The organism is Gammaproteobacteria bacterium (genome assembly GCA_028817225.1).
Classification (GTDB): domain Bacteria; phylum Pseudomonadota; class Gammaproteobacteria; order Poriferisulfidales; family Oxydemutatoraceae; genus Oxydemutator.
Map to the genome: position 1 here is coordinate 38,927 of JAPPQC010000026.1, position 17,947 is coordinate 56,873.

General features: G+C 65.4%; 14 protein-coding genes, 2 tRNA genes, 1 rRNA gene and 1 pseudogene. 12 read left to right on the forward strand and 6 right to left on the reverse strand.

Annotated features, from left to right (window positions below; translation table 11 throughout):
* Positions 1-46: 46 nt before the first annotated feature.
* From OXU50_03425 to OXU50_03450, 6 genes are read left to right on the forward strand one after another with little or no spacing between them, the layout of a single operon-like run.
* The gene (locus tag OXU50_03425; GenBank protein ID MDD9868934.1) at positions 47-871 is read left to right on the forward strand and encodes a DUF3450 domain-containing protein; all 825 of its coding nucleotides are present in this window, start codon (positions 47-49) and stop codon (positions 869-871) included.
* Entirely contained in the window at positions 868-2,262 is a 1,395-nt protein-coding gene (locus OXU50_03430; protein MDD9868935.1) for a MotA/TolQ/ExbB proton channel family protein, read from the forward strand. Before OXU50_03425 ends, OXU50_03430 begins: the two co-directional genes overlap by 4 nt.
* Positions 2,262-2,795: a MotA/TolQ/ExbB proton channel family protein gene (locus OXU50_03435; protein MDD9868936.1), complete on the forward strand. Its 534-nt coding sequence runs from the start codon at positions 2,262-2,264 to the stop codon at positions 2,793-2,795. Before OXU50_03430 ends, OXU50_03435 begins: the two co-directional genes overlap by 1 nt.
* A 10-nt stretch (positions 2,796-2,805) precedes the next feature.
* Positions 2,806-3,219: a biopolymer transporter ExbD gene (locus tag OXU50_03440; GenBank protein ID MDD9868937.1), complete on the forward strand. Its 414-nt coding sequence runs from the start codon at positions 2,806-2,808 to the stop codon at positions 3,217-3,219.
* Positions 3,212-3,826: a TonB family protein gene (locus tag OXU50_03445; GenBank protein MDD9868938.1), complete on the forward strand. Its 615-nt coding sequence runs from the start codon at positions 3,212-3,214 to the stop codon at positions 3,824-3,826. The genes OXU50_03440 and OXU50_03445 overlap by 8 nt, the downstream gene beginning before the upstream one ends.
* Complete coding sequence (locus OXU50_03450; GenBank protein ID MDD9868939.1) at positions 3,823-5,025, forward strand: hypothetical protein; 1,203 nt, start codon at positions 3,823-3,825, stop codon at positions 5,023-5,025. Before OXU50_03445 ends, OXU50_03450 begins: the two co-directional genes overlap by 4 nt.
* 7 nt (positions 5,026-5,032) lie before the next feature.
* Here the strand turns inward: OXU50_03450 and OXU50_03455 are convergent, their stop codons facing one another.
* Genes OXU50_03455 through OXU50_03470 form a run of 4 tightly spaced genes read right to left on the reverse strand, consistent with a single transcriptional unit; the run spans position 5,033 to position 9,886 of the window.
* Positions 5,033-6,625, reverse strand: a complete 1,593-nt coding sequence (locus OXU50_03455) for an SUMF1/EgtB/PvdO family nonheme iron enzyme (protein ID MDD9868940.1) — start codon at positions 6,623-6,625, stop codon at positions 5,033-5,035.
* The gene (locus tag OXU50_03460; protein MDD9868941.1) at positions 6,622-8,340 is read right to left on the reverse strand and encodes a hypothetical protein; all 1,719 of its coding nucleotides are present in this window, start codon (positions 8,338-8,340) and stop codon (positions 6,622-6,624) included. Before OXU50_03460 ends, OXU50_03455 begins: the two co-directional genes overlap by 4 nt.
* Positions 8,337-8,867: a hypothetical protein gene (locus OXU50_03465; protein ID MDD9868942.1), complete on the reverse strand. Its 531-nt coding sequence runs from the start codon at positions 8,865-8,867 to the stop codon at positions 8,337-8,339. The genes OXU50_03460 and OXU50_03465 overlap by 4 nt, the downstream gene beginning before the upstream one ends.
* Positions 8,868-8,872: 5 nt before the next feature.
* Positions 8,873-9,886, reverse strand: coding sequence for a MotA/TolQ/ExbB proton channel family protein (locus OXU50_03470; GenBank protein ID MDD9868943.1), 1,014 nt, complete (start codon positions 9,884-9,886; stop codon positions 8,873-8,875).
* A gap of 122 nt (positions 9,887-10,008) precedes the next feature.
* Between OXU50_03470 and msrA the strand changes: the two are divergent.
* Positions 10,009-10,653 (forward strand): annotated as a pseudogene (gene msrA / locus OXU50_03475) (peptide-methionine (S)-S-oxide reductase MsrA).
* Here msrA and OXU50_03480 read toward each other — a convergent pair.
* Positions 10,576-11,550 (reverse strand): KpsF/GutQ family sugar-phosphate isomerase, encoded by a 975-nt coding sequence (locus OXU50_03480; GenBank protein ID MDD9868944.1) that lies wholly within the window; start codon positions 11,548-11,550, stop codon positions 10,576-10,578. The pseudogene msrA and the gene OXU50_03480 overlap by 78 nt on opposite strands.
* The gene (locus OXU50_03485; GenBank protein MDD9868945.1) at positions 11,547-12,515 is read right to left on the reverse strand and encodes a calcium/sodium antiporter; all 969 of its coding nucleotides are present in this window, start codon (positions 12,513-12,515) and stop codon (positions 11,547-11,549) included. The genes OXU50_03480 and OXU50_03485 overlap by 4 nt, the downstream gene beginning before the upstream one ends.
* Before the next feature lie 154 nt (positions 12,516-12,669).
* Between OXU50_03485 and OXU50_03490 the strand changes: the two genes are divergently transcribed.
* From OXU50_03490 to OXU50_03510, 5 genes are all read left to right on the forward strand, one after another.
* A tRNA-Ile gene (locus OXU50_03490) sits at positions 12,670-12,746 on the forward strand.
* An 18-nt stretch (positions 12,747-12,764) separates the two neighbouring features.
* Positions 12,765-12,840: transfer RNA gene (locus OXU50_03495), tRNA-Ala, on the forward strand.
* Between the two features lie 171 nt (positions 12,841-13,011).
* A 23S ribosomal RNA gene (locus tag OXU50_03500) occupies positions 13,012-15,895 on the forward strand.
* Positions 15,896-16,232: 337 nt separating this feature from the next.
* On the forward strand, positions 16,233-17,450 hold the full coding sequence (locus tag OXU50_03505; GenBank protein MDD9868946.1) for a PQQ-dependent sugar dehydrogenase: 1,218 nt from the start codon (positions 16,233-16,235) through the stop codon (positions 17,448-17,450).
* 71 nt (positions 17,451-17,521) lie between these two features.
* Positions 17,522-17,836 carry a c-type cytochrome gene (locus OXU50_03510; GenBank protein MDD9868947.1) on the forward strand — a complete coding sequence of 105 codons (315 nt, stop codon included), beginning with the start codon at positions 17,522-17,524 and terminating at the stop codon, positions 17,834-17,836.
* Positions 17,837-17,947: the final 111 nt, after the last annotated feature.

Here is a 17,947-nt window from a genome sequence, read left to right on the forward strand (position 1 = left end):
ATTCCCATTGTTTTTTTGAGATGCGGTATCATGGCGGTTTGTGACCATGCGGTATTCGGCATTTTTGTTGTGGCCGGTGTGGTTGTGCGCCGCGGTTCTCGGAGCCGTTGCGGTTTCCGCCGACCCCCTTGATGAAGCATCGGACCTCGTCCGCGACGGGGTCGAGAAGGGCGCCGCCTCGCAGCGCGCCATCAACCGGATTGACGACGAGACGCGCCGCCTGCGCGAGGAGCGGCGGGCGCTGCTCGCCAGGGTCGAGTCCCTTGAAACCTACCTGCGCCAACTGCGCGCGCTGATTGACGACCAGCAGGGCGCCATCGAGCGCTACCGCGACGGCATCGCGCGCGCGCGCGACATGGAGCGCGAGATTCTGCCGCTGGCCGAAAGAATGGTCGGCGCGCTGGACGAGTTTGTCCGGTTGGATGTGCCGTTTCTGCCCGGCGAGCGCGGCGCGCGCGTGGAGCGGCTGAAGGCGATGCTGCCGAAGTCCGGCCTGTCGGCGTCGGAGAAATTCCGCCGCATTCTGGAAGCCTACGGCATTGAGGCCGATTACGGGCGCACCATCGAGGCGCGGCGCGGCGAACTGGGCGCGCCGGAAGGCGGCGGCGGCCAAGTCGTGGATTTCCTTCGCGTCGGCAGGAATATCCTTGTCTATCAGACGCTGGACGGCGGGCGGCTCGGTGTCTGGGATTCCGCCGCAAAGTCGTGGCGTCCGCTCGGCGACGAATACCGCCCGGCGGTCCGCCGCGGCCTGCGCATGGCGCGCGAGACGGTGTCGCCCGGCCTGCTGGTGCTGCCGGTGCGGGCCGCAGACGCGCGCGATGAGGGCGCACGCGATGAGGCCGTGCGCGACGGAGAGGCGGCGCAATGAAGCAATACCTCGCGGCGCTGATGCTGGCGTGGATGTTGTGCGCGCCGGTTTCTGCACAGCAACCCGCGCAGCAACCCGCGCAGCAAACACCGCCGCCGGCGTCGTCGTTCAAGCAACTGCTGGAGAAAATCCGCGGCGATTACCGCGAAGACCTTGCACAGCGCCGCCAACGCGAGAGCCGCTTCGCCGGCGACAGGGACCAGCAGGCGCAGGCGCTGGCCGCGGCGCAGCGGCGTCTTGACCAATTGATGAAGGAAAGCGCGGCGCTGGAGGCGCGCTTCAACGACAACGAGGAGAAACTGCTTGAACTGCGGCAGTTGCACCGCCAGCGCGCCGGCGATCTGGAGGAACTGTCGGCGGTGGTCGTGCGCAGCGTCGCCGACATCCGCGCGACTTTGGCGGAATCGTTCATGACGCTGCTGCTGCCCGGCGCCGACGACCAACTCGCGCGCCTGATGCGCCAGGACGGCCTGCCCGACCTCGCCGGCCTTGAAGACCTGTGGTATCTGATGACCGAAATCATGACGCTGCAGGGCGGCAGCCACCGCTTTGAGGCCGATGTCATCCTGTCCGACGGGCGCCGCGAGCGCCGCGAGGTGACGGGCATCGGCCCGTTCACCGCGATCTCGCAGGGGCGCTTCCTGAAATACCTGCCCGACAGCCGCGGCCTCGCCGACCTCGCCCGCCAGCCGGCGTCGCGTTATCTGGCCGCCGCCGAGACCGTCTCGCAAGCCGGCGCCGATTCGGGCTTTGTCGCGGCGCCGGTGGACCCGTCGCGCGGCGCCATTCTGGCGACGCTGGTCCAGGCGCCGACGCTGGTTGAGCGCATCGGCCAGGGCGGCTGGATCGCCTACCTGATTCTGGCGCTCGGCCTCGCCGGCCTGCTGCTGGCGGCGGAGCGCATCGTGTCGCTGACGCGCGCGGTCGGCGGCGTGCGCCGGCAGAAGGACGCGCCCGAACCGTCGCCGGCCAATCCGCTGGGCCGCGTGCTCGGGGTTTCGCGCGAGCACGACGGCGCCGATGTGGAAAGCCTTGAACTGAGCCTGCACGACGCCGTCATCCGCGAAATGCCGCCGCTTGAACGCGGCCTCGGCGCCCTCAAGGTGCTGGCCGCGATTGCGCCGCTGCTGGGGCTGCTCGGCACCGTCGTCGGCATGATCGAGACTTTCCAGGCAATCACGCTGTTCGGCACCGGCGACCCGCGCACGATGGCCGGCGGCATCAGCCAGGCGCTGGTGACGACGGCGCTGGGGCTGATGGTCGCGGTGCCGCTGCTGCTGCTGCACACCTTCGCCGCCGCGCGCAGCCGTGAAATCCGTCAGATTCTCGAGGAGCAAAGCGCCGGCATCGTCGCGCTGCACGCGCGCCGCGGCGCCGCCGGGGGGGCGTGATGCCGGCGCTGCACACGCTGGTCTGGCCGGTGCAGGATTTTCTGGCGCTGGGCGGCCCCGTGCTGTTCGCCGTCATGCTCGTCACTTTCGTGATGTGGTTTCTGATTGCCGAGCGCTACTGGTATTTCGCGACCTGGTCGCCGCGCGCGATGCGGCGCTACGCGGCGATGTGGCGCCAACTTGTGGATGCGCCGGCGTGGCGGCGGCGCGCCGTTCGCCGCTGCTGGCTGTCCGAGTACCGCGTCGAGAACGAAAGGCGCCTGGCGCTGATTCGCGCGCTGGTGCGGCTGAGTTTGCTGCTCGGCCTGCTGGGCACGGTGGTCGGCATGATCGAGGTCTTCGACGCGCTCGCCTCGACCGGCTCAAGCGACGCCCGCACCATCGCGTCGGGCGTTTCCAGGGCGACGATTCCGACGATGGCCGGCATGGTCGCGGCGCTGTCCGGCTTTTATTTTTCGGTGCATCTGCGCCACCGCGAAAAGCGCATGCTCGGGCGGCTCGAGGAACACTTTCACCGGGGCGCCGCCGCATGAGGGGCCGCGCATGAGACAGCGATCCCTGTCGCGGCGGCCCGGCGAGGAGGAGGCGGACATCAACCTGACGCCGATGCTGGATGTCGTTTTCATCCTGCTGATTTTCTTCATCGTGACCGCGTCGTTCGTCAAGGAGGCCGGCGTCGAGGTGTCGCGCCCGACCGCGGAGTCCGCCGTGCGCCAGGAACACGCCTCGATCCTGGTCGCGATAGACGCCGGCGGCGGCGTCTGGATAGACAAGCGCACTGTGGATATCCGCGCGGTGCGCGCCAACATTGAGAGACTGCACCTGCAAAACCCGCAGGGTTCGGTCGTCATCCTCGCCGACCGCATGTCGAACAACGGCGTGCTGGTCGAGGTGCTCGACCAGGTGCGGCTGGCCGGCGTCGAGAAAATCGCCATCGCCGCGCGCAACGATGAATGACGCCGCCGCCGCGCGCCTGCTGGGCAGTCTGCTGGCGGCGGCGGCGGTCACCTACGGGTTGTTTCTGCTGATGTCGCGGCTGGTTGGCACCGACGCGCTGAGCGAACTGGAGACGCCGCCGCCGCTGCTGGTGGACTTCATCCGCGTCGAGCGCGACGAACAGACGGTGCCCGACCGCCGCCCGCCGCCGCCGGAGCCTGACAAGACCGAGCCGCTGCCGCCGACGATACGCAAGTTCACCGTCAACAAGCCCGCCGCCGCGCTGCCCGGCCTGGACGCGAGCCTCGCGCGTGCGCTCGACATCCGCACCGACCTGTCGGGTTTCGCCGTCGGCGACGGCGGCACGCCGCTGGTGCGGGTCAGCCCGGTGTATCCGCTGCGGGCGTCGAGCCGCGGCATCGAGGGCTGGGTCGAGATTGAATTCACGATCGCCGCCGACGGAGGCGTCGTCGCGCCGCGCGTCGTCGAGTCGGAGCCGCCGGCGGTGTTCGACCGCGCCGCGCTGCGCGCGGTTTCGCGGTGGCGCTACCGCCCGCCGGTGCAGGACGGGCGCCCGGTGCGCCGCGACGGGGTTCGCGTCGTCATCGAGTTTCAACTGGAACGATGAGGCCGTTTGCGCGCCGCTGTCCCGCCGCGCTGCTCGCCGCCGCCTTGTGCGCGGCGCCGGCGCAGGCCGCCTGGCTGCTGTCGCAGAAGGTGTACGACGCCGTCGCCGCCGCCGCCGCGCAGGCCGAAGACGGCCAGCACGACGCCGCCCGCGCGGCACTGGAGCGGCTGGCGGCGCGCGGTTCGCTGAACCCCTACGAACGCGCGGCGGTCGAGCAGCAACTCGGCGCCTTCGCGTCGGCGCGCGGTGATTACCCCAAAGCGGCGTCGCATTTCGAGACGGCGCTCGCCGCCGACGGCCTGCCGGAAGCGTTCGCCGGCCAGTTGCGCTACAACACCGCGCAGATTTACCTTGCGCTGGACCGCGCCGGCGACGCGCTTGCGTTGCTGAAACCGCTGTTTGACGGCGACGCCGAGCCGCCGCCGGAAAGTTACTTCTCGATGGCCTCGGCGCTGCACTATCTTGAACGCGACGCCGAGGCGCTGGAATGGGCCGAGCAGGGCCTGCGCGGCCATCCGTCGCCTGCGGAGGGGCATTATGCGCTGGTTTCCGGGCTGAACCTGCGGCTGGAACGCTGGCGCCGCGCGCGCGAACTGCTGCAGGAAATGATCCGGCGTTTCCCGGACAAGGCGGTGTACTGGCGCCAACTGACGGCGGTGTGGATGGAACTGGGCGACGACAAGCAGGCGCTGGTCGTCGGCGAACTCGGCCACAGCCGCGGCGTGCTGGCGCAAGGCCGCGATGTGCTGCAACTGGCGCGGCTGTATCTCTACCACGACTTCCCGCACAAGGCCGCGCACCTGTTGCAGCGCGGCCTTGACGACGGCGTCGTCGCCGGCAAGGCGGCGCATTGGGCATTGCTCGCGTCGGCGTGGAGCAACGCCCGCGAACACGCGCGCGCGGTGGCGCCGCTGCAAAAGGCGGCGCAATTGTCCGACACCGGCGAATTGTTTTTGCGGCTGGCGCGGCTGCGCGTGGAAGACGAGGACTGGCCGCGCGCGCACCGCTCGCTGGCCGCCGCTCTCCGGCGCGGCGGTCTCGCCGACGAACCCGGCGCGCGCCTGCTGAACGGCATCGTGCTGGCGAAACTTGACCGCACCGCCGAGGCCGAGGCCGAATTCTCGTACTGCCTGGGCTTTAAAACAACGCGCACCGACGCGACGCGCTGGCTGGAGTATCTCGGCCAGGCGAACCGCTGACCGGCGCCTACGATTCGCCGTCGAGGACGATGCGAAAGCCGATGCGCGGCGAGTGGAACGATGCCGGCACGCGGTTCTCGAAGTCGATGCGCGCGGTTTCTTTGCCCGGCAGCGAGAAGTTGCCGCCCTTGACGACGACCGCGTAGCCGTTGCCGGAGACGCCGATGCTGCGGGTCCACTCGGAGACATTGCCGCCCATGTTCAGGATGGCGCCGTGCGGCGTGACATCGCCGCGGTTTTCCAGCGCCGGCAGCGGCGCGGTCGCCGGGTTCTCGGCGGTGGCGGCGCGGCCTTTCTCGTAAAAGGCGCCCCACGGATAGGCGTAGCGCCCGTTGGACGACGCCGCCGCGGTCCATTCGGCGGCGCTCGGCAGGCGCCCGCCGGCCCATCTTGCGAACGCATAGGCCGACCACCAGTCAATGCCGGTCGCGGGCAGGCGGTCGTCGTCCGTCTCCGGCCACGGCGGCGGGCGGTAGTCGTGGTCTTTCGGTTCGTTCTCGTTGGCGTAGAAGCCGAGTTGCGCGATCGGGTCTTGCAGAAAACGGCGGTACTGGGCGCGCGTCACCTCGTGGCGCAGAATGCGGAAGGTCTGTTGCCGGCGGTCGCGGTCGAACAGTTTCTCGATGACTTCAAGATGCCGGCGCGACAGCGCCGCCAGCAGCCCCGGAATTCTCGCGTCCTGCGGCAGGCCGAGCGGGTAGGCGCCCGGCGCAATCCGCGCGATTGGCGTGTCTTGCTGCGACCACGGCGGTCTTTGCGGCGCCCGCTCATAGACGCAGCGAAAACCGACATAGGGCGAGCGGTAGGCCGGCGGCGCGTGGCGGTAGAGCGCGTTCAGGCTGTAGATTTCATACGGGCGGTTGAAGGCATTGCCGCCGTGCAGGCTCGGGCGCGGGTCGTCGCGCGTTCCCTGCGCCCATTCGGACACATTGCCGCCGAGGTCGTGCAGCCCCTGCGGCGTGTCGAGGCCGGGGTGCACGCCGCACCGCTGCGCCGCGTTGAGGCGCGCGTCGAGGTGCGGCCAGCCGGAGGCGTTGAAGGCGCCGCCCCACGGGTAGAGCCGCGCCTCGACGCCGCCGGCGAGCGCCATCCATTCGCGGCGCGTCGGCAGGCGGCCTCCGGCGGCGCGGCAGTAGGCGTGGGCGTCGTAATAACTGACGCCGTTGGCCGGCGCCGCGAGACGCCCGCTGATCTTGTGGTCGCGGCTGGCGCTGTCGTAGCTCCAGCCGCCGGGCTGGCCGGGCGCGGCGATGCCCGGCGGGCGGTGCAGCGCCTGCCATTTTGAGAACTTGTAGAAATTCTCCTGGCGCACCTCGCAGCGGTCGGCCCAGAGGGTGCTCTGGTTGTGCGTGAACGGCTTCCCGGCCAGCAGGTGGTCGAACGAGCGGATGTACTCGAAGGCGCGGAGGTTGGACAGCAGAATGCGGTCGAGTCGCCGGCCCTGCGTGTCGCCGCCGCCGGCATTGCCGTCGCCGCCGCGCACGGCGACGGTGTCGAAGTCGTGGAAGGTGACGCGCAGTTTGTAGTAACTGGCGACGGCGATCGCGAGCACGAAAAGCGCCAGCGCGGTGTTCAGCAACGCCGAAAAAACGCGCTTCATTGCGTGAACGGCAGCCGTCCGAATCTGCGTAAAAGCCCCAGCACCAGCAGCAGCGCGGCGATGCCGCTGGCGAGGAACATCTCGCGCTCCTTGCGGTGGCGCACCGGCGGGCGGTAGGTCATCCACGACACTTCGTTGACGCGAATGCCGTTTTCGTCGGTCGCCAGCCGCAGGCGCCCGTCGCCGTCAAGCGCCGCATAGACGAACGCGATCAGGTAGTCGTCCCTTTCCGGGCTGACGAAGGTCGCGACGCGCCAGCGCCAGGCGCGCGGCTCGCGCTGCGCCGGCGGCATCAGCACCAGGGTTCCCTGTTTCAGCGGCGTTTGCAGGCCGCGGTAAATCGCCGGGTACAGTCCGAGGCGGCTGGTGACCTCGGCCTCGCCGGGCAGGAAGGCGAGGGCTTCCTGGCGTTCGTTGCCGGCGAGTTCCGCCTTTTTCAGCGGGCGGTTGCGTTCCAGCGCCAGTTGGTTGTCGGCGAGGCCGGGCGCCGTTTGCTGCGACACGCGCAAAGGCCGGCCCGCGGAGACGGTTTGCACCTGCTCGCCGAGTTGTTTCAGCAGCGCCAGTTGCGCCGGGTCGCGCGGCAGTTGCGTCGCCGCCGCCGGGGTCAGCACATCGCGGCGGAAGTCAAACCGTTCCAGCGTCAGGTAGCGGCCGCTGTCGGCGTCGTTTTGCGCCTTTTCCATGAAACCGAACAGCGCGGCCAGCAGCCGGGTGTAGTCAATCCGGTTTTCGCCGCCGCCGCGCGAGGTCTCGACGATTTCGCTGTTTTTCCTGTCCGCCGACTTGCTCGCCGACGGCACCGCCGTGCGGAAGCGGATGACCGACGGCGCCTGCCCCTGCTGCGCGCCCGGGTTCATGGCCTGTCCCATCAGTTGCGACAGCGCGTTGAACATCGCGTCGCTGCGGCGCGACAGTTCGCTTTGCTCGGCGCGCCCGTCGCCGGGCAGGTCGGACGGCGGCGTTTCGGCATCCCACGCGAGGTCGTCGAACGGGTACGGCTCGCTCGCGGCGTCGCCGGACAGGTCGGTGTCCTGCGGAAACGCCTGCCACGCCTTGCCGCCGTGGCGCGGGCCGTCGTCGGCCCGGCCCTCGCCGGGTTCGGCGGGCGGCTTCTCCTCATCGGCCCCGTCCGCCGGTTCGCCGCCCGCCGCGGCCCAATCGGCGCCGGGCACCGGCGCGCCGTCTTCGTAGCCGATGAAGTGCCAGTGCCCGGGCAGCCGCCCGTGGTGCTGGCGCAGGATGGACATCGTGATGTAGAACATCCGCACATCGTAGATGTCCACGCGAATCCGCGCCTTCTGCTGCGGCGTCATCGCCGCGAGGAAATGGTCGAAGGCGTTGTTCTGTTTCAGCAGTTCGTCGCGCCGGAACACGCGCTTGCTGTAATAGTCGCGCACGAAGTCGGTGTGGAGTTCAATGATCGGCATGACCCGGAAGTCGAGCACGCGGTCAAGCGGCGAGTTGTGGTAGTCGTGCAGCCGCGCCGGCGCCGAGGTCGGCAGGCCGTTCATGACCACCGATGTCGCCAGGTCGCGGCTGAGCAGCACCGAGATGTCCTCGACCTCGGCCAGGCGCTCCTGCTCCTGCGCGTGCTTGGTCGCAATCGTGATCACAATCAGGATGATGATGATGGCGACGCTGTTGGCGAGGATGTCGGCCAGCGCGATGCCGGCGAAACCCGGGAAAAGACGCGGCTGTGCGCGGCTGCTCATTGCGCCCGCTCGCGGACGACCTCGTCAATGTAGGGGGGGATGTCGTCGAGCGAGACCGATTTCAGCAGTTCCCTGTCGGCGATGATCCAGCCGATGGTCAGGTTTTTGCCGGGCATGATCTGCATCATGCAGTTGCGCGCCTCGGCCATCGTCGCGACGCTGTTTTCAAGGATGGTGAAGACGATTTGGCGGTCGCGCGCCTGGTAGATGCGGCGCGCGTAGCGCGTGAACGGGCTGTTCCCGGCGCAGATGGCGCCCTTGCGCACGGTCTCGGAGGTCTCGGCGATTCGCAGTTCGCCGGGAAAGGCGATGACGACATGGCCGGAGCCGCGCGTGCCCCAGTCCACCTTGTAGGCGCCGCCTTCGTTGATGTCCGACAGGCGCTCCTGCAGCGACGCCTGCGAGAAGGTGTTGATCAGCAGGAACAGCACCAGCAGCAGCGCGAACACGCCGCCGAAAATCTCGACCGAGGGCGCGTTGTTCTTTTCCTGGTCGCGCAGGCTGTCGCGGTGGCCTCGTTGTCGCATCGGCGTCAGTCGTTCAGGTTGAGGATGCGGTTCTCGTAAATCGTCAGCAGGTTGTTTTCCCAGCGTTGCAGCATGGTCTGGAGCAGCGTCAGGACGATGCTGAGCGACAGCGCGATCAGCGTCGTGTCAAAGGCGATGCCGAGCGGCGAGATGGCCTTGCCGAGTTCGTTCGACAACTGCGCGAGGCCGTGCTGGTTGCTGATGATCTGCTGGATGCCGTCGGAGGCGAGCGAGATGCCGAACACGGTGCCGATGAAGCCGAGTATCGGGATGGCCCAGTTGAGGTAGCGCGGCAGGATGTAGAAGTCGCCCGATTTCTTCCAAATCAGGTCGAGGTAGATCTCCGGCGTCGTGTTGGCGTTTTCGTACATGGTCTGGCGGTAGGCGCGTATCAGCAGCGAGCGCGCCGGCTTCGACAGCAGGCGCTGTTCGCGCCACAGCACATAGCCCTTGCCGAGCAGCATCACCAGGCCCCAGCTGAACAGCAGGATGGTCAGCGGCGGAATCGGGCCGCGGTCGAGAAACTTGCCGGTGAAAAACGCCAGGTCGGGGCGCGCCGCCGCGAGGTTGTGCACCGCGACCAGAATGCCGGTGGACAGCACCACCGCGGCGGACAGCGTCAGCAGCAGCGGCGGCCCGGACAGCGCCGCCTCCAGTTTGCCGGTGACGCTTTGCGTGTGCTCGTCGGCGGACAGGCGGCTCATCAGGATATAGAACACATAGAGCGCCATCGTCACCGCCAGCAGCGGCAGCGAGCGTTCCAGCAGCGCGCTGTGCTTGCCGATCAGCGGAATGAAAATCTGGTAGGCGACGACGGCGCTGATCAGTATCAGCGACAGCAGCGTCGTCCATTCCAGCGTCTTGTAGATGGCCAGGCGGTTTTGCAGCGCCAGCGCCGCCAGCGGCAGCGCCCCGGCGGCGACGCCGGCGGCGATGCCGTAGATGACCGCGGCGCCGGTGGCGTAGAATAAACTGCCGAAGGCCGCCGGGAACAGCAGCAGCGCCAAAACCGCCGGCACGGTTTTCGCCGGTGTCAGGTCGGGTTTTTGCATAACCGCTGATTATAGTCCAGGCGGCGGCGCAATGCACCGCGCACGGCGAAGTCCGTGTGATAGACTGCATGACGAAGATGAACACGGCTTCCTTGCACCGGGTCAGCGGCAGGCCGCTGGCGCCGCCGTTTCCCGAAGGCGCCGAACAGGCGCTGTTCGCGCTCGGCTGTTTCTGGGGCGCCGAGCGCTGTTTCTGGACCTTGCCCGGCGTCTATGTGACGGCGGTCGGCTACGCCGGCGGGCACACCGACCATCCGACCTACGAGCAGGTTTGCGGCGGCGCCACCGGCCACGCCGAGGCGGTGCTTGTCGTCTATCGCGGCACGCGCGCGGCGTGGCCGGAATTGCTGAAGGTGTTCTGGGAGGCGCACGACCCGACGCAGGGGATGCGCCAGGGCAACGACATCGGCAGCCAGTACCGTTCGGCGATTTTCTGCGGCAGCGGCGAGCAACTGGAGTCGGCGCGGCGTTCGCGCGAACACTACCAGGCGGCGCTGAGCGCCGCAGGCCGCGGCGCCATCACGACGGAAATCGCGCCGGCGCCGGCGTTCTTCTACGCCGAGGATGTCCACCAGCAGTATCTGGCGAAGAATCCGCGCGGCTATTGCGGGCTGGGCGGCACCGGTGTCCGCTTTGACGGTTTCGACGCCGCGCCGTCACAGGCCGGCGCCCAGCAGGTCGTGCATGTTGAGCGCGCCGACCAGCGTCTTGCGGTCGTCAAAGACCGGCATTGAACTGATTTTTTTCGCCTCCATCAGGTTCAGCGCCTCGACGGCGAGGTCGTCGCGCCCGACGGAGTGGAAGGCGCGCGTCATCATCGTGTCAATCGTCGCCCCCATGATGTCGGTGTCGTTGTCGAGCGCGCGCCGCAGGTCGCCGTCGGTGAACAGGCCGTGCACGGTGCCGGCGTCGTCCACGACCAGCGTCATGCCCAGCCCCTTGCGCGACATTTCGTAGAGCGCGTCGGTCAGTTGCGCGCCCGGCGGCACCCTCGGGATGGCGTCGCCGGTGCGCATCAGGTCGGCGACTTTCAGAATCAGGCGCTTGCCGAGATGGCCGCCGGGGTGCGAGCGCGCGAAGTCCTCGGCGGTGAAGTCGCGGTTGCTGAGCAGCGCGATGGCGAGGGCGTCGCCCATCGCCAGCGCCGCCGCGGTGCTCGCCGTCGGCGCCAGCCCCAGCGGGCAGGCCTCCTGCTCGACGGCGGTGTCGAGGCACACATCGGCGGCCCTGCCGAGGGTCGAGTCGCAGTTGCCGGTCAGCACAATCAGCGGCGTGCGCAGCCTTTTCAGCGACGGCAGCAGCGAGTTGATTTCGGCGGTCTCGCCGGAGTGCGACAGCACGACAATCACATCGTCGCCGCTGATCATGCCGAGGTCGCCGTGGCCGGCCTCCGCCGGGTGAATGTAGAAGGCGGTGCTGCCGGTGCTCGCCAGCGTCGAGGTGATCTTGTTGGCGATGTGGCCGGATTTGCCGATGCCCATCAGCACGATGCGCCCGGCGCATTCGTTCAGCAGGCGGCACGCGCGGTGGAAGTTCTCGTCAATCCGCCCGCGCAGCGCGCGGATGGCCTCGGCCTCGGTGTCGAGCACCGCGATGGCGAGTTTTCGGACTTCCTCGAATTCAAATTTCATGGCAGCGCGGCGACCTCCTGCCGGTAGAGCAGCCACTGATACAGGCAGAAACCGCCGAGCAGCAGCGCCCCCTTCAGCCTGTCCAGTTGCAGGCGCCGCGGAACCAGCGTCAGCAGCAGCAACAGCGCGACCGTCAGTGTAACACTGGCGAAGAAATCGCGCTGCAAGACCTTGCCGGGCAGCGTCGTCGGGCTTAGCAGCGCGGCGATGCCGACGACGCCGAGGCTGTTGAAAAGGTTGGAGCCGAGAATGTTGCCGACGGTGATGTCGTGGTGTTTTCTCCAGGTGCTGGCGACGGTCGCGGCCAGTTCCGGCAGGCTGGTTCCGACGGCGACGATGGTCAGGCCAATCAGCAGTTCGCTGACGCCGAAATGGTGCGCGATGCCGGTGGCGGAGCGGACGATCAGGTGCGACGCCAGCAGCAGCACCGCAAGCCCGCCGGCAAACCACGCCCACGCGCGCGCCGCGCCCGGATGCCGCACATCCTCCTCCACCGCTTCCTCGGCTGCGGCGGGCAGCGTCCTGACCAGCAGGTAGAGAATCAGGAACAGCGCCGACACCAGGATGACGCCGTCGTCCACGCCGAGTTCGGAATCGGCCAGCACCAGTCCCAGCGTGACGGTGGCGGCGGCCAGTATCGTGAACTTGACCGTCATCACCGGCGCCTTGACGGTGATGGCGTGGGTGATGGAGACGGCGCCCAGCACCAGGCCGATGTTGGCGATGTTGGAGCCGATGGCGTTGCCGACGGCGATTTGCGGCGTGCCGCCGAGCGCCGCCAGCGCCGACACCAGCAGTTCCGGCGCCGAGGTGCCGAAGCCGATGACGATGCCGATGCCGACCGCCGAAATGCCCAGCAGGCGGGCGACGACGACCGCGCCGCGCATCATGCGGTCGGCGGACCACATCAGCAGCCCGATGCCGGCGGCGAGGCCGAGCCACAGCGGTGTCATTCCGGTCAGCATTTGTCGGTGGGGGTTCGGGGCGCTTGCAACGCGCGCAGGCGCGTATTATAATGCCCCGGTCATGCCGTTGCGGCATGGCCGTTTTTTTGACGCAGTCCGTGTGGACCGGGGGCATGCAATCCGGGTGTTGACGCCCGTTGCCGTGAAGACAACCGGGTCTGTAGCTCAGCTGGTTAGAGCACACCCCTGATAAGGGTGAGGTCGGTGGTTCAAGTCCACCCAGACCCACCACGATGCACCGCGATGCGCGGGGCCGTAGCTCAGCCGGGAGAGCGCCTGCTTTGCAAGCAGGAGGTCAGGAGTTCGATCCTCCTCGGCTCCACCAGCGGGGCGGCGAAACCCAATGCCGTTTTATTTGCAAGCCGCATTGGGCTTCGCTGCAAGCGAAGGGTTTTTTGACAATTAGCAAAGCCAGGATTCGCGGAAACATCCCGTTTCCGTGAATAACATTGTATCCAACACCAGTAACCTCGGCGGAGACTGCTTGAGGTTATATGGTCAAGTGAAAAAGTGCGTACGGTGGATGCCTTGGCGGCAAAAGGCGATGAAGGACGTGGTAGTCTGCGATAAGCCCCGGTCAGCTGACAAACAAGCATTTGACCCGGGGATTTCCGAATGGGGAAACCCGCCCGCTACGGCGGGCATCGGCGTCTGAATACATAGGGCGCCCGAAGCAAACCCGGAGAACTGAAACATCTAAGTACCCGGAGGAAAAGAAATCAACCGAGATTCCCCCAGTAGCGGCGAGCGAACGGGGACCAGCCCTTAAGCCCGGGCGAGGCCAGTGGAAGTGTCTGGAAAGGCACACCATAGAAAGTGACAGTCTTGTACACAAAAGCCTCGTTCGGGTGAAATCGAGTAGGACGGAACACGTGAAATTCTGTCTGAACATCGGGGGACCATCCTCGAAGGCTAAATACTCTTTGCCGACCGATAGTGAACCAGTACCGTGAGGGAAAGGTGAAAAGAACCCCGGGAGGGGAGTGAAATAGTACCTGAAACCGTTCGCATACAAGCAGTGGGAGCCCCTTCGGGGGTGACCGCGTACCTTTTGTATAATGGGTCAGCGACTTACTTTCAGTGGCAAGCTTAACCGTATTAGGGGAGGCGCAGGGAAACCGAGTCTTAAATGGGCGCACAGTCGCTGGAAGTAGACCCGAAACCGGGCGATCTAGCCATGGCCAGGATGAAAGCGAGGTAACACTCGCCGGAGGTCCGAACCCACCTATGTTGAAAAATGGGGGGATGAGCTGTGGCTAGGAGTGAAAGGCTAACCAAGCCCGGAGATAGCTGGTTCTCCTCGAAATCTATTTAGGTAGAGCCTCGTGTCTTACTCCAGGGGGTAGAGCACTGTTATGGCTAGGGGGTCATCCCGACTTACCAAACCATTGCAAACTCCGAATACCTGGAAGTGTAATCACGGGAGACACACGGCGGGTGCTAAGGTCCGTCGTGGAAAGGGAAACAGCCCAGACCGTCAGCTAAGGTCCCCAAATCATGGCTCAGTGGGAAACGATGTGGGAAGGCACAGACAGCTAGGAGGTTGGCTTAGAAGCAGCCACCCTTTAAAGAAAGCGTAATAGCTCACTAGTCGAGTCGGCCCGCGCGGAAGATTTAACGGGGCTAAGTCATGTACCGAAGCTGCGGATGCCGAAAGGCATGGTAGAGGAGCGTTCTGTAGGCCGTTGAAGGCGGACCGGGAGGTGTGCTGGAGGCATCAGAAGTGAGAATGCTGACATGAGTAACGATAATGCGGGTGAAAAACCCGCACGCCGTAAGCCCAAGGTTTCCTGCGCAACGTTAATCGGCGCAGGGTGAGTCGGCTCCTAAGGCGAGGCCGAAAGGCGTAGTCGATGGAAAACAGGTTAAAATTCCTGTACTTCGTGTTGTTGCGATGGGGGGACGGAGAAGGCTGAATCATCCGGGCGTTGGTTGTCCCGGTGCAAGTGCGTAGGGAGCGCCCTCTGGAAAATCCGGGGGCGCAATTCCGAGACACGATGCCGAGCTCCTTTTGGAGCGAAGTGATTGATGCCATGCTTCCAGGAAAAGCCTCTAAGCTTCAGACAACACGAAACCGTACCCCAAACCGACACAGGTGGGCGGGGAGAGAATCCCAAGGCGCTTGAGAGAACCCGGGTGAAGGAACTAGGCAAAATAGCACCGTAACTTCGGGAGAAGGTGTGCCGGTTCGGGTGAAGGGGCTTGCCCCCGGAGCCTGGGCCGGTTGCAACAACCAGGTGGCTGCGACTGTTTATTAAAAACACAGCACTCTGCAAACTCGCAAGAGGACGTATAGGGTGTGACGCCTGCCCGGTGCCGGAAGGTTAAGTGATGGGGTCAGCCCTCGGGCGAAGCTCTTGATCGAAGCCCCGGTGAACGGCGGCCGTAACTATAACGGTCCTAAGGTAGCGAAATTCCTTGTCGGGTAAGTTCCGACCTGCACGAATGGCGTAACGATGGCCACACTGTCTCCACCCGGGACTCAGCGAAATTGAAATTGCTGTGAAGATGCAGTGTACCCGCACCAAGACGGAAAGACCCCGTGAACCTTTACTACAACTTCACACTGGACTTTGAATATGTCTGTGTAGGATAGGTGGGAGGCTGTGAACCCGGAACGCCAGTTCCGGTGGAGCCAATCTTGAAATACCACCCTGATATCTTCGGGGCCCTAACTGTGGTCCGTCATCCGGATCCGGAACAGTGTGTGGTGGGTAGTTTGACTGGGGCGGTCTCCTCCCAAAGAGTAACGGAGGAGCGCGAAGGTGCTCTAAGCACGGTCGGAAATCGTGCGGTTTGTGCAAAGGCACAAGGGCGCTTGACTGCGAGACAGACAAGTCGAGCAGGTGGGAAACCAGGTCTTAGTGATCCGGTGGTTCTGTATGGAAGGGCCATCGCTCAACGAATAAAAGGTACTCCGGGGATAACAGGCTAATACTGCCCAAGAGTTCATATCGACGGCAGTGTTTGGCACCTCGATGTCGGCTCATCACATCCTGGGGCTGAAGCAGGTCCCAAGGGTATGGCTGTTCGCCATTTAAAGTGGTACGCGAGCTGGGTTTAGAACGTCGTGAGACAGTTCGGTCCCTATCTACCGTGGGCGTTTGAGACTTGAGGGATGCTACTCCTAGTACGAGAGGACCGGAGTGGACGCACCTCTGGTGTTCCGGTTGTCACGCCAGTGGCACCGCCGGGTAGCTATGTGCGGACGAGATAACCGCTGAAAGCATCTAAGCGGGAAGCTTTTCCCAAGATAAGGTCTCACCGGGGACTTGATCCCCCTGTAGGGCCCTCGAAGACGACGAGGTTGATAGGCCGGATGTGGAAGCGCGGTAACGCGTGAAGCTGACCGGTACTAATTGCCCGTGAGGCTTGACCATATAACACTCAAGCACTTTCGTGCCTGTTGCAATGTGATTCAATGTGATTCCCGGCTTTGTTCATGTCAAAGGCGCCGCCCGCGCGGGCGGCGCCTTTTTTTGTGCGTTTTTGCGTGTTTTGCCGGCGGCGGCGCGGCGCCGGGGAAGGGCGGTTTTGCGAAAAGCGCGGCCTGTGTGTGTTCTCCGCTATTGACTTTGGCATAGAGGGGGGTAGCATGGCGCATTCCACCCATAACTCATCTGGAGGAGAATGATGATATTAACCAAAAATTTCGCTCGTGGATTCAAACGGGCATCTTCGGGGCTTGGTTACGCAATGGTTTGTTTTTCCGCCGTCATGGCTTGTTTCTCATCCGTTGTCGCCGCTCCGAAGGTCGCTCACGAGACGGTGTTGTCCAATCTCGACAATCCATGGGACATGGCGTTTCTGCCGGACGGAACAATGTTCTTCACCGAGAAATGTCACGGCCTTTCGGTGCGGCTGCCTTCGGGCAAAGTCAACAAATTGCTCGGCATGAAAGACAGCAAGGGTTACGCCTCGACCGCGCGTGATCTCTTCTGCGAGGGCCAGGCCGGCATGCAGGGCGTGGCCGTTGACCCCGATTTTTCCAAAAACCGGCAGATTTATGTCTATTCCACATCCGACAAGAGCGCATCCGGCAGCAACCGCCTGATGCGGATGAAGGTCAACAGCGGTTTCAGCGGCGTGTCCGGCAGGACCGACATCATTGACGATGTCCCGTACAAGCCGAAGGCGACCAATCACCCGTTCGGCGGGCCTGGCGCGCACAACGGAGGCCGTGTTCGTTTCGGGCCGGACGGGTATATCTACCTGACCACCGGCGACACGCACAACGGCAAGGTTCCGCAAAGCCCGACGCTGCTCGGCGGCAAAGTGCTGCGCGTTGACCGCGACGGCAAGGCGGCGTCCGGCAACAAGCCGCCGAAAGGCTACGACAAGCGCATCTACACCTACGGGCACCGCAATGTGCAGGGCATCGCCTTCCGCCCGGGTGACGGCACGCCGGTGGTGGCCGAGCACGGCCCCTGGCACTCCGATGAAATCACCGTGCTGAAGAACGGCGGCAACGCCGGCTGGGATCCGCGCCCCAATGTGGCCGGTCGCGGCGACTGCCCGAACGGCTACTGCGGCTACATGCCGAACCAGATGGAAGGCGTGAATCCGATGGAACGGGCAAAATACATGCCGATGACGGATCTCAAGACCTACCCGGACGCCATGCGCCCGGCCTGGGTCAACAAAGGGCTGTCGCAGGGCACCTCCAGCGCCGCGTTTCTGACCGGCAAGCAGTGGGGCGACTGGAATGGCCGTCTCGCCGTCGGAATCCTCGGAATCGGTTTCGGCGGGACGCCGGTCGGCCACCGCATTGATGTGATTGAACTCTCCAAAGACGGCATGTCCGCGGGCGAAGTCATCCCGATGTCGCTGCCGATGGCATCGGGCCGCTTCCGGTCGGTGGTGCAGGGGCCGGACGGCAGCCTCTACGCAGCCGTGGATGAAGGCGCAATCTTCAAACTGACGCCCAGGAGTTAATCAACCCGGCTCTGCCGCGCCGCCCGGCGGTGCGGCAGGGTCTTGCGCCTGTTCAATCATCAATGAAAGCGTTGGCATTTTCCGCCGCCGTTCTTGTGCTGATGCCCGTTGCGGCGTCAGCGCAGGAGACGGGCGCCGACACCGTGGCGAAGGTTTATGCGGAGGTGTGCTCCAAGTGTCACGGCCCGACCGCGCGGGGAATGGCGAGTTTCCCGCGGCTTTCGGACAAGGAGAAGGCGTATCTCGCCGACCGGCTCAGGCGATACCGCGCCGGAGAAATGGTCGGCCCCAATACCCCCCTGATGATGCCGCACGCGGTCAACCTGACCGACGCCGAGATTGACGAACTGGCGGCCTATATTTCCACGGCTTTTGCAGGGAACTGAAGAACCGCCCTGGCTGGCCGGGGAGCGGCGATTCGTTGTGATTCAGCGCGCCGCCTGACACCGGCGCCGCACCCCGGCAATGCCTGCCGGTTTTGTACATGTCAAAGGCGC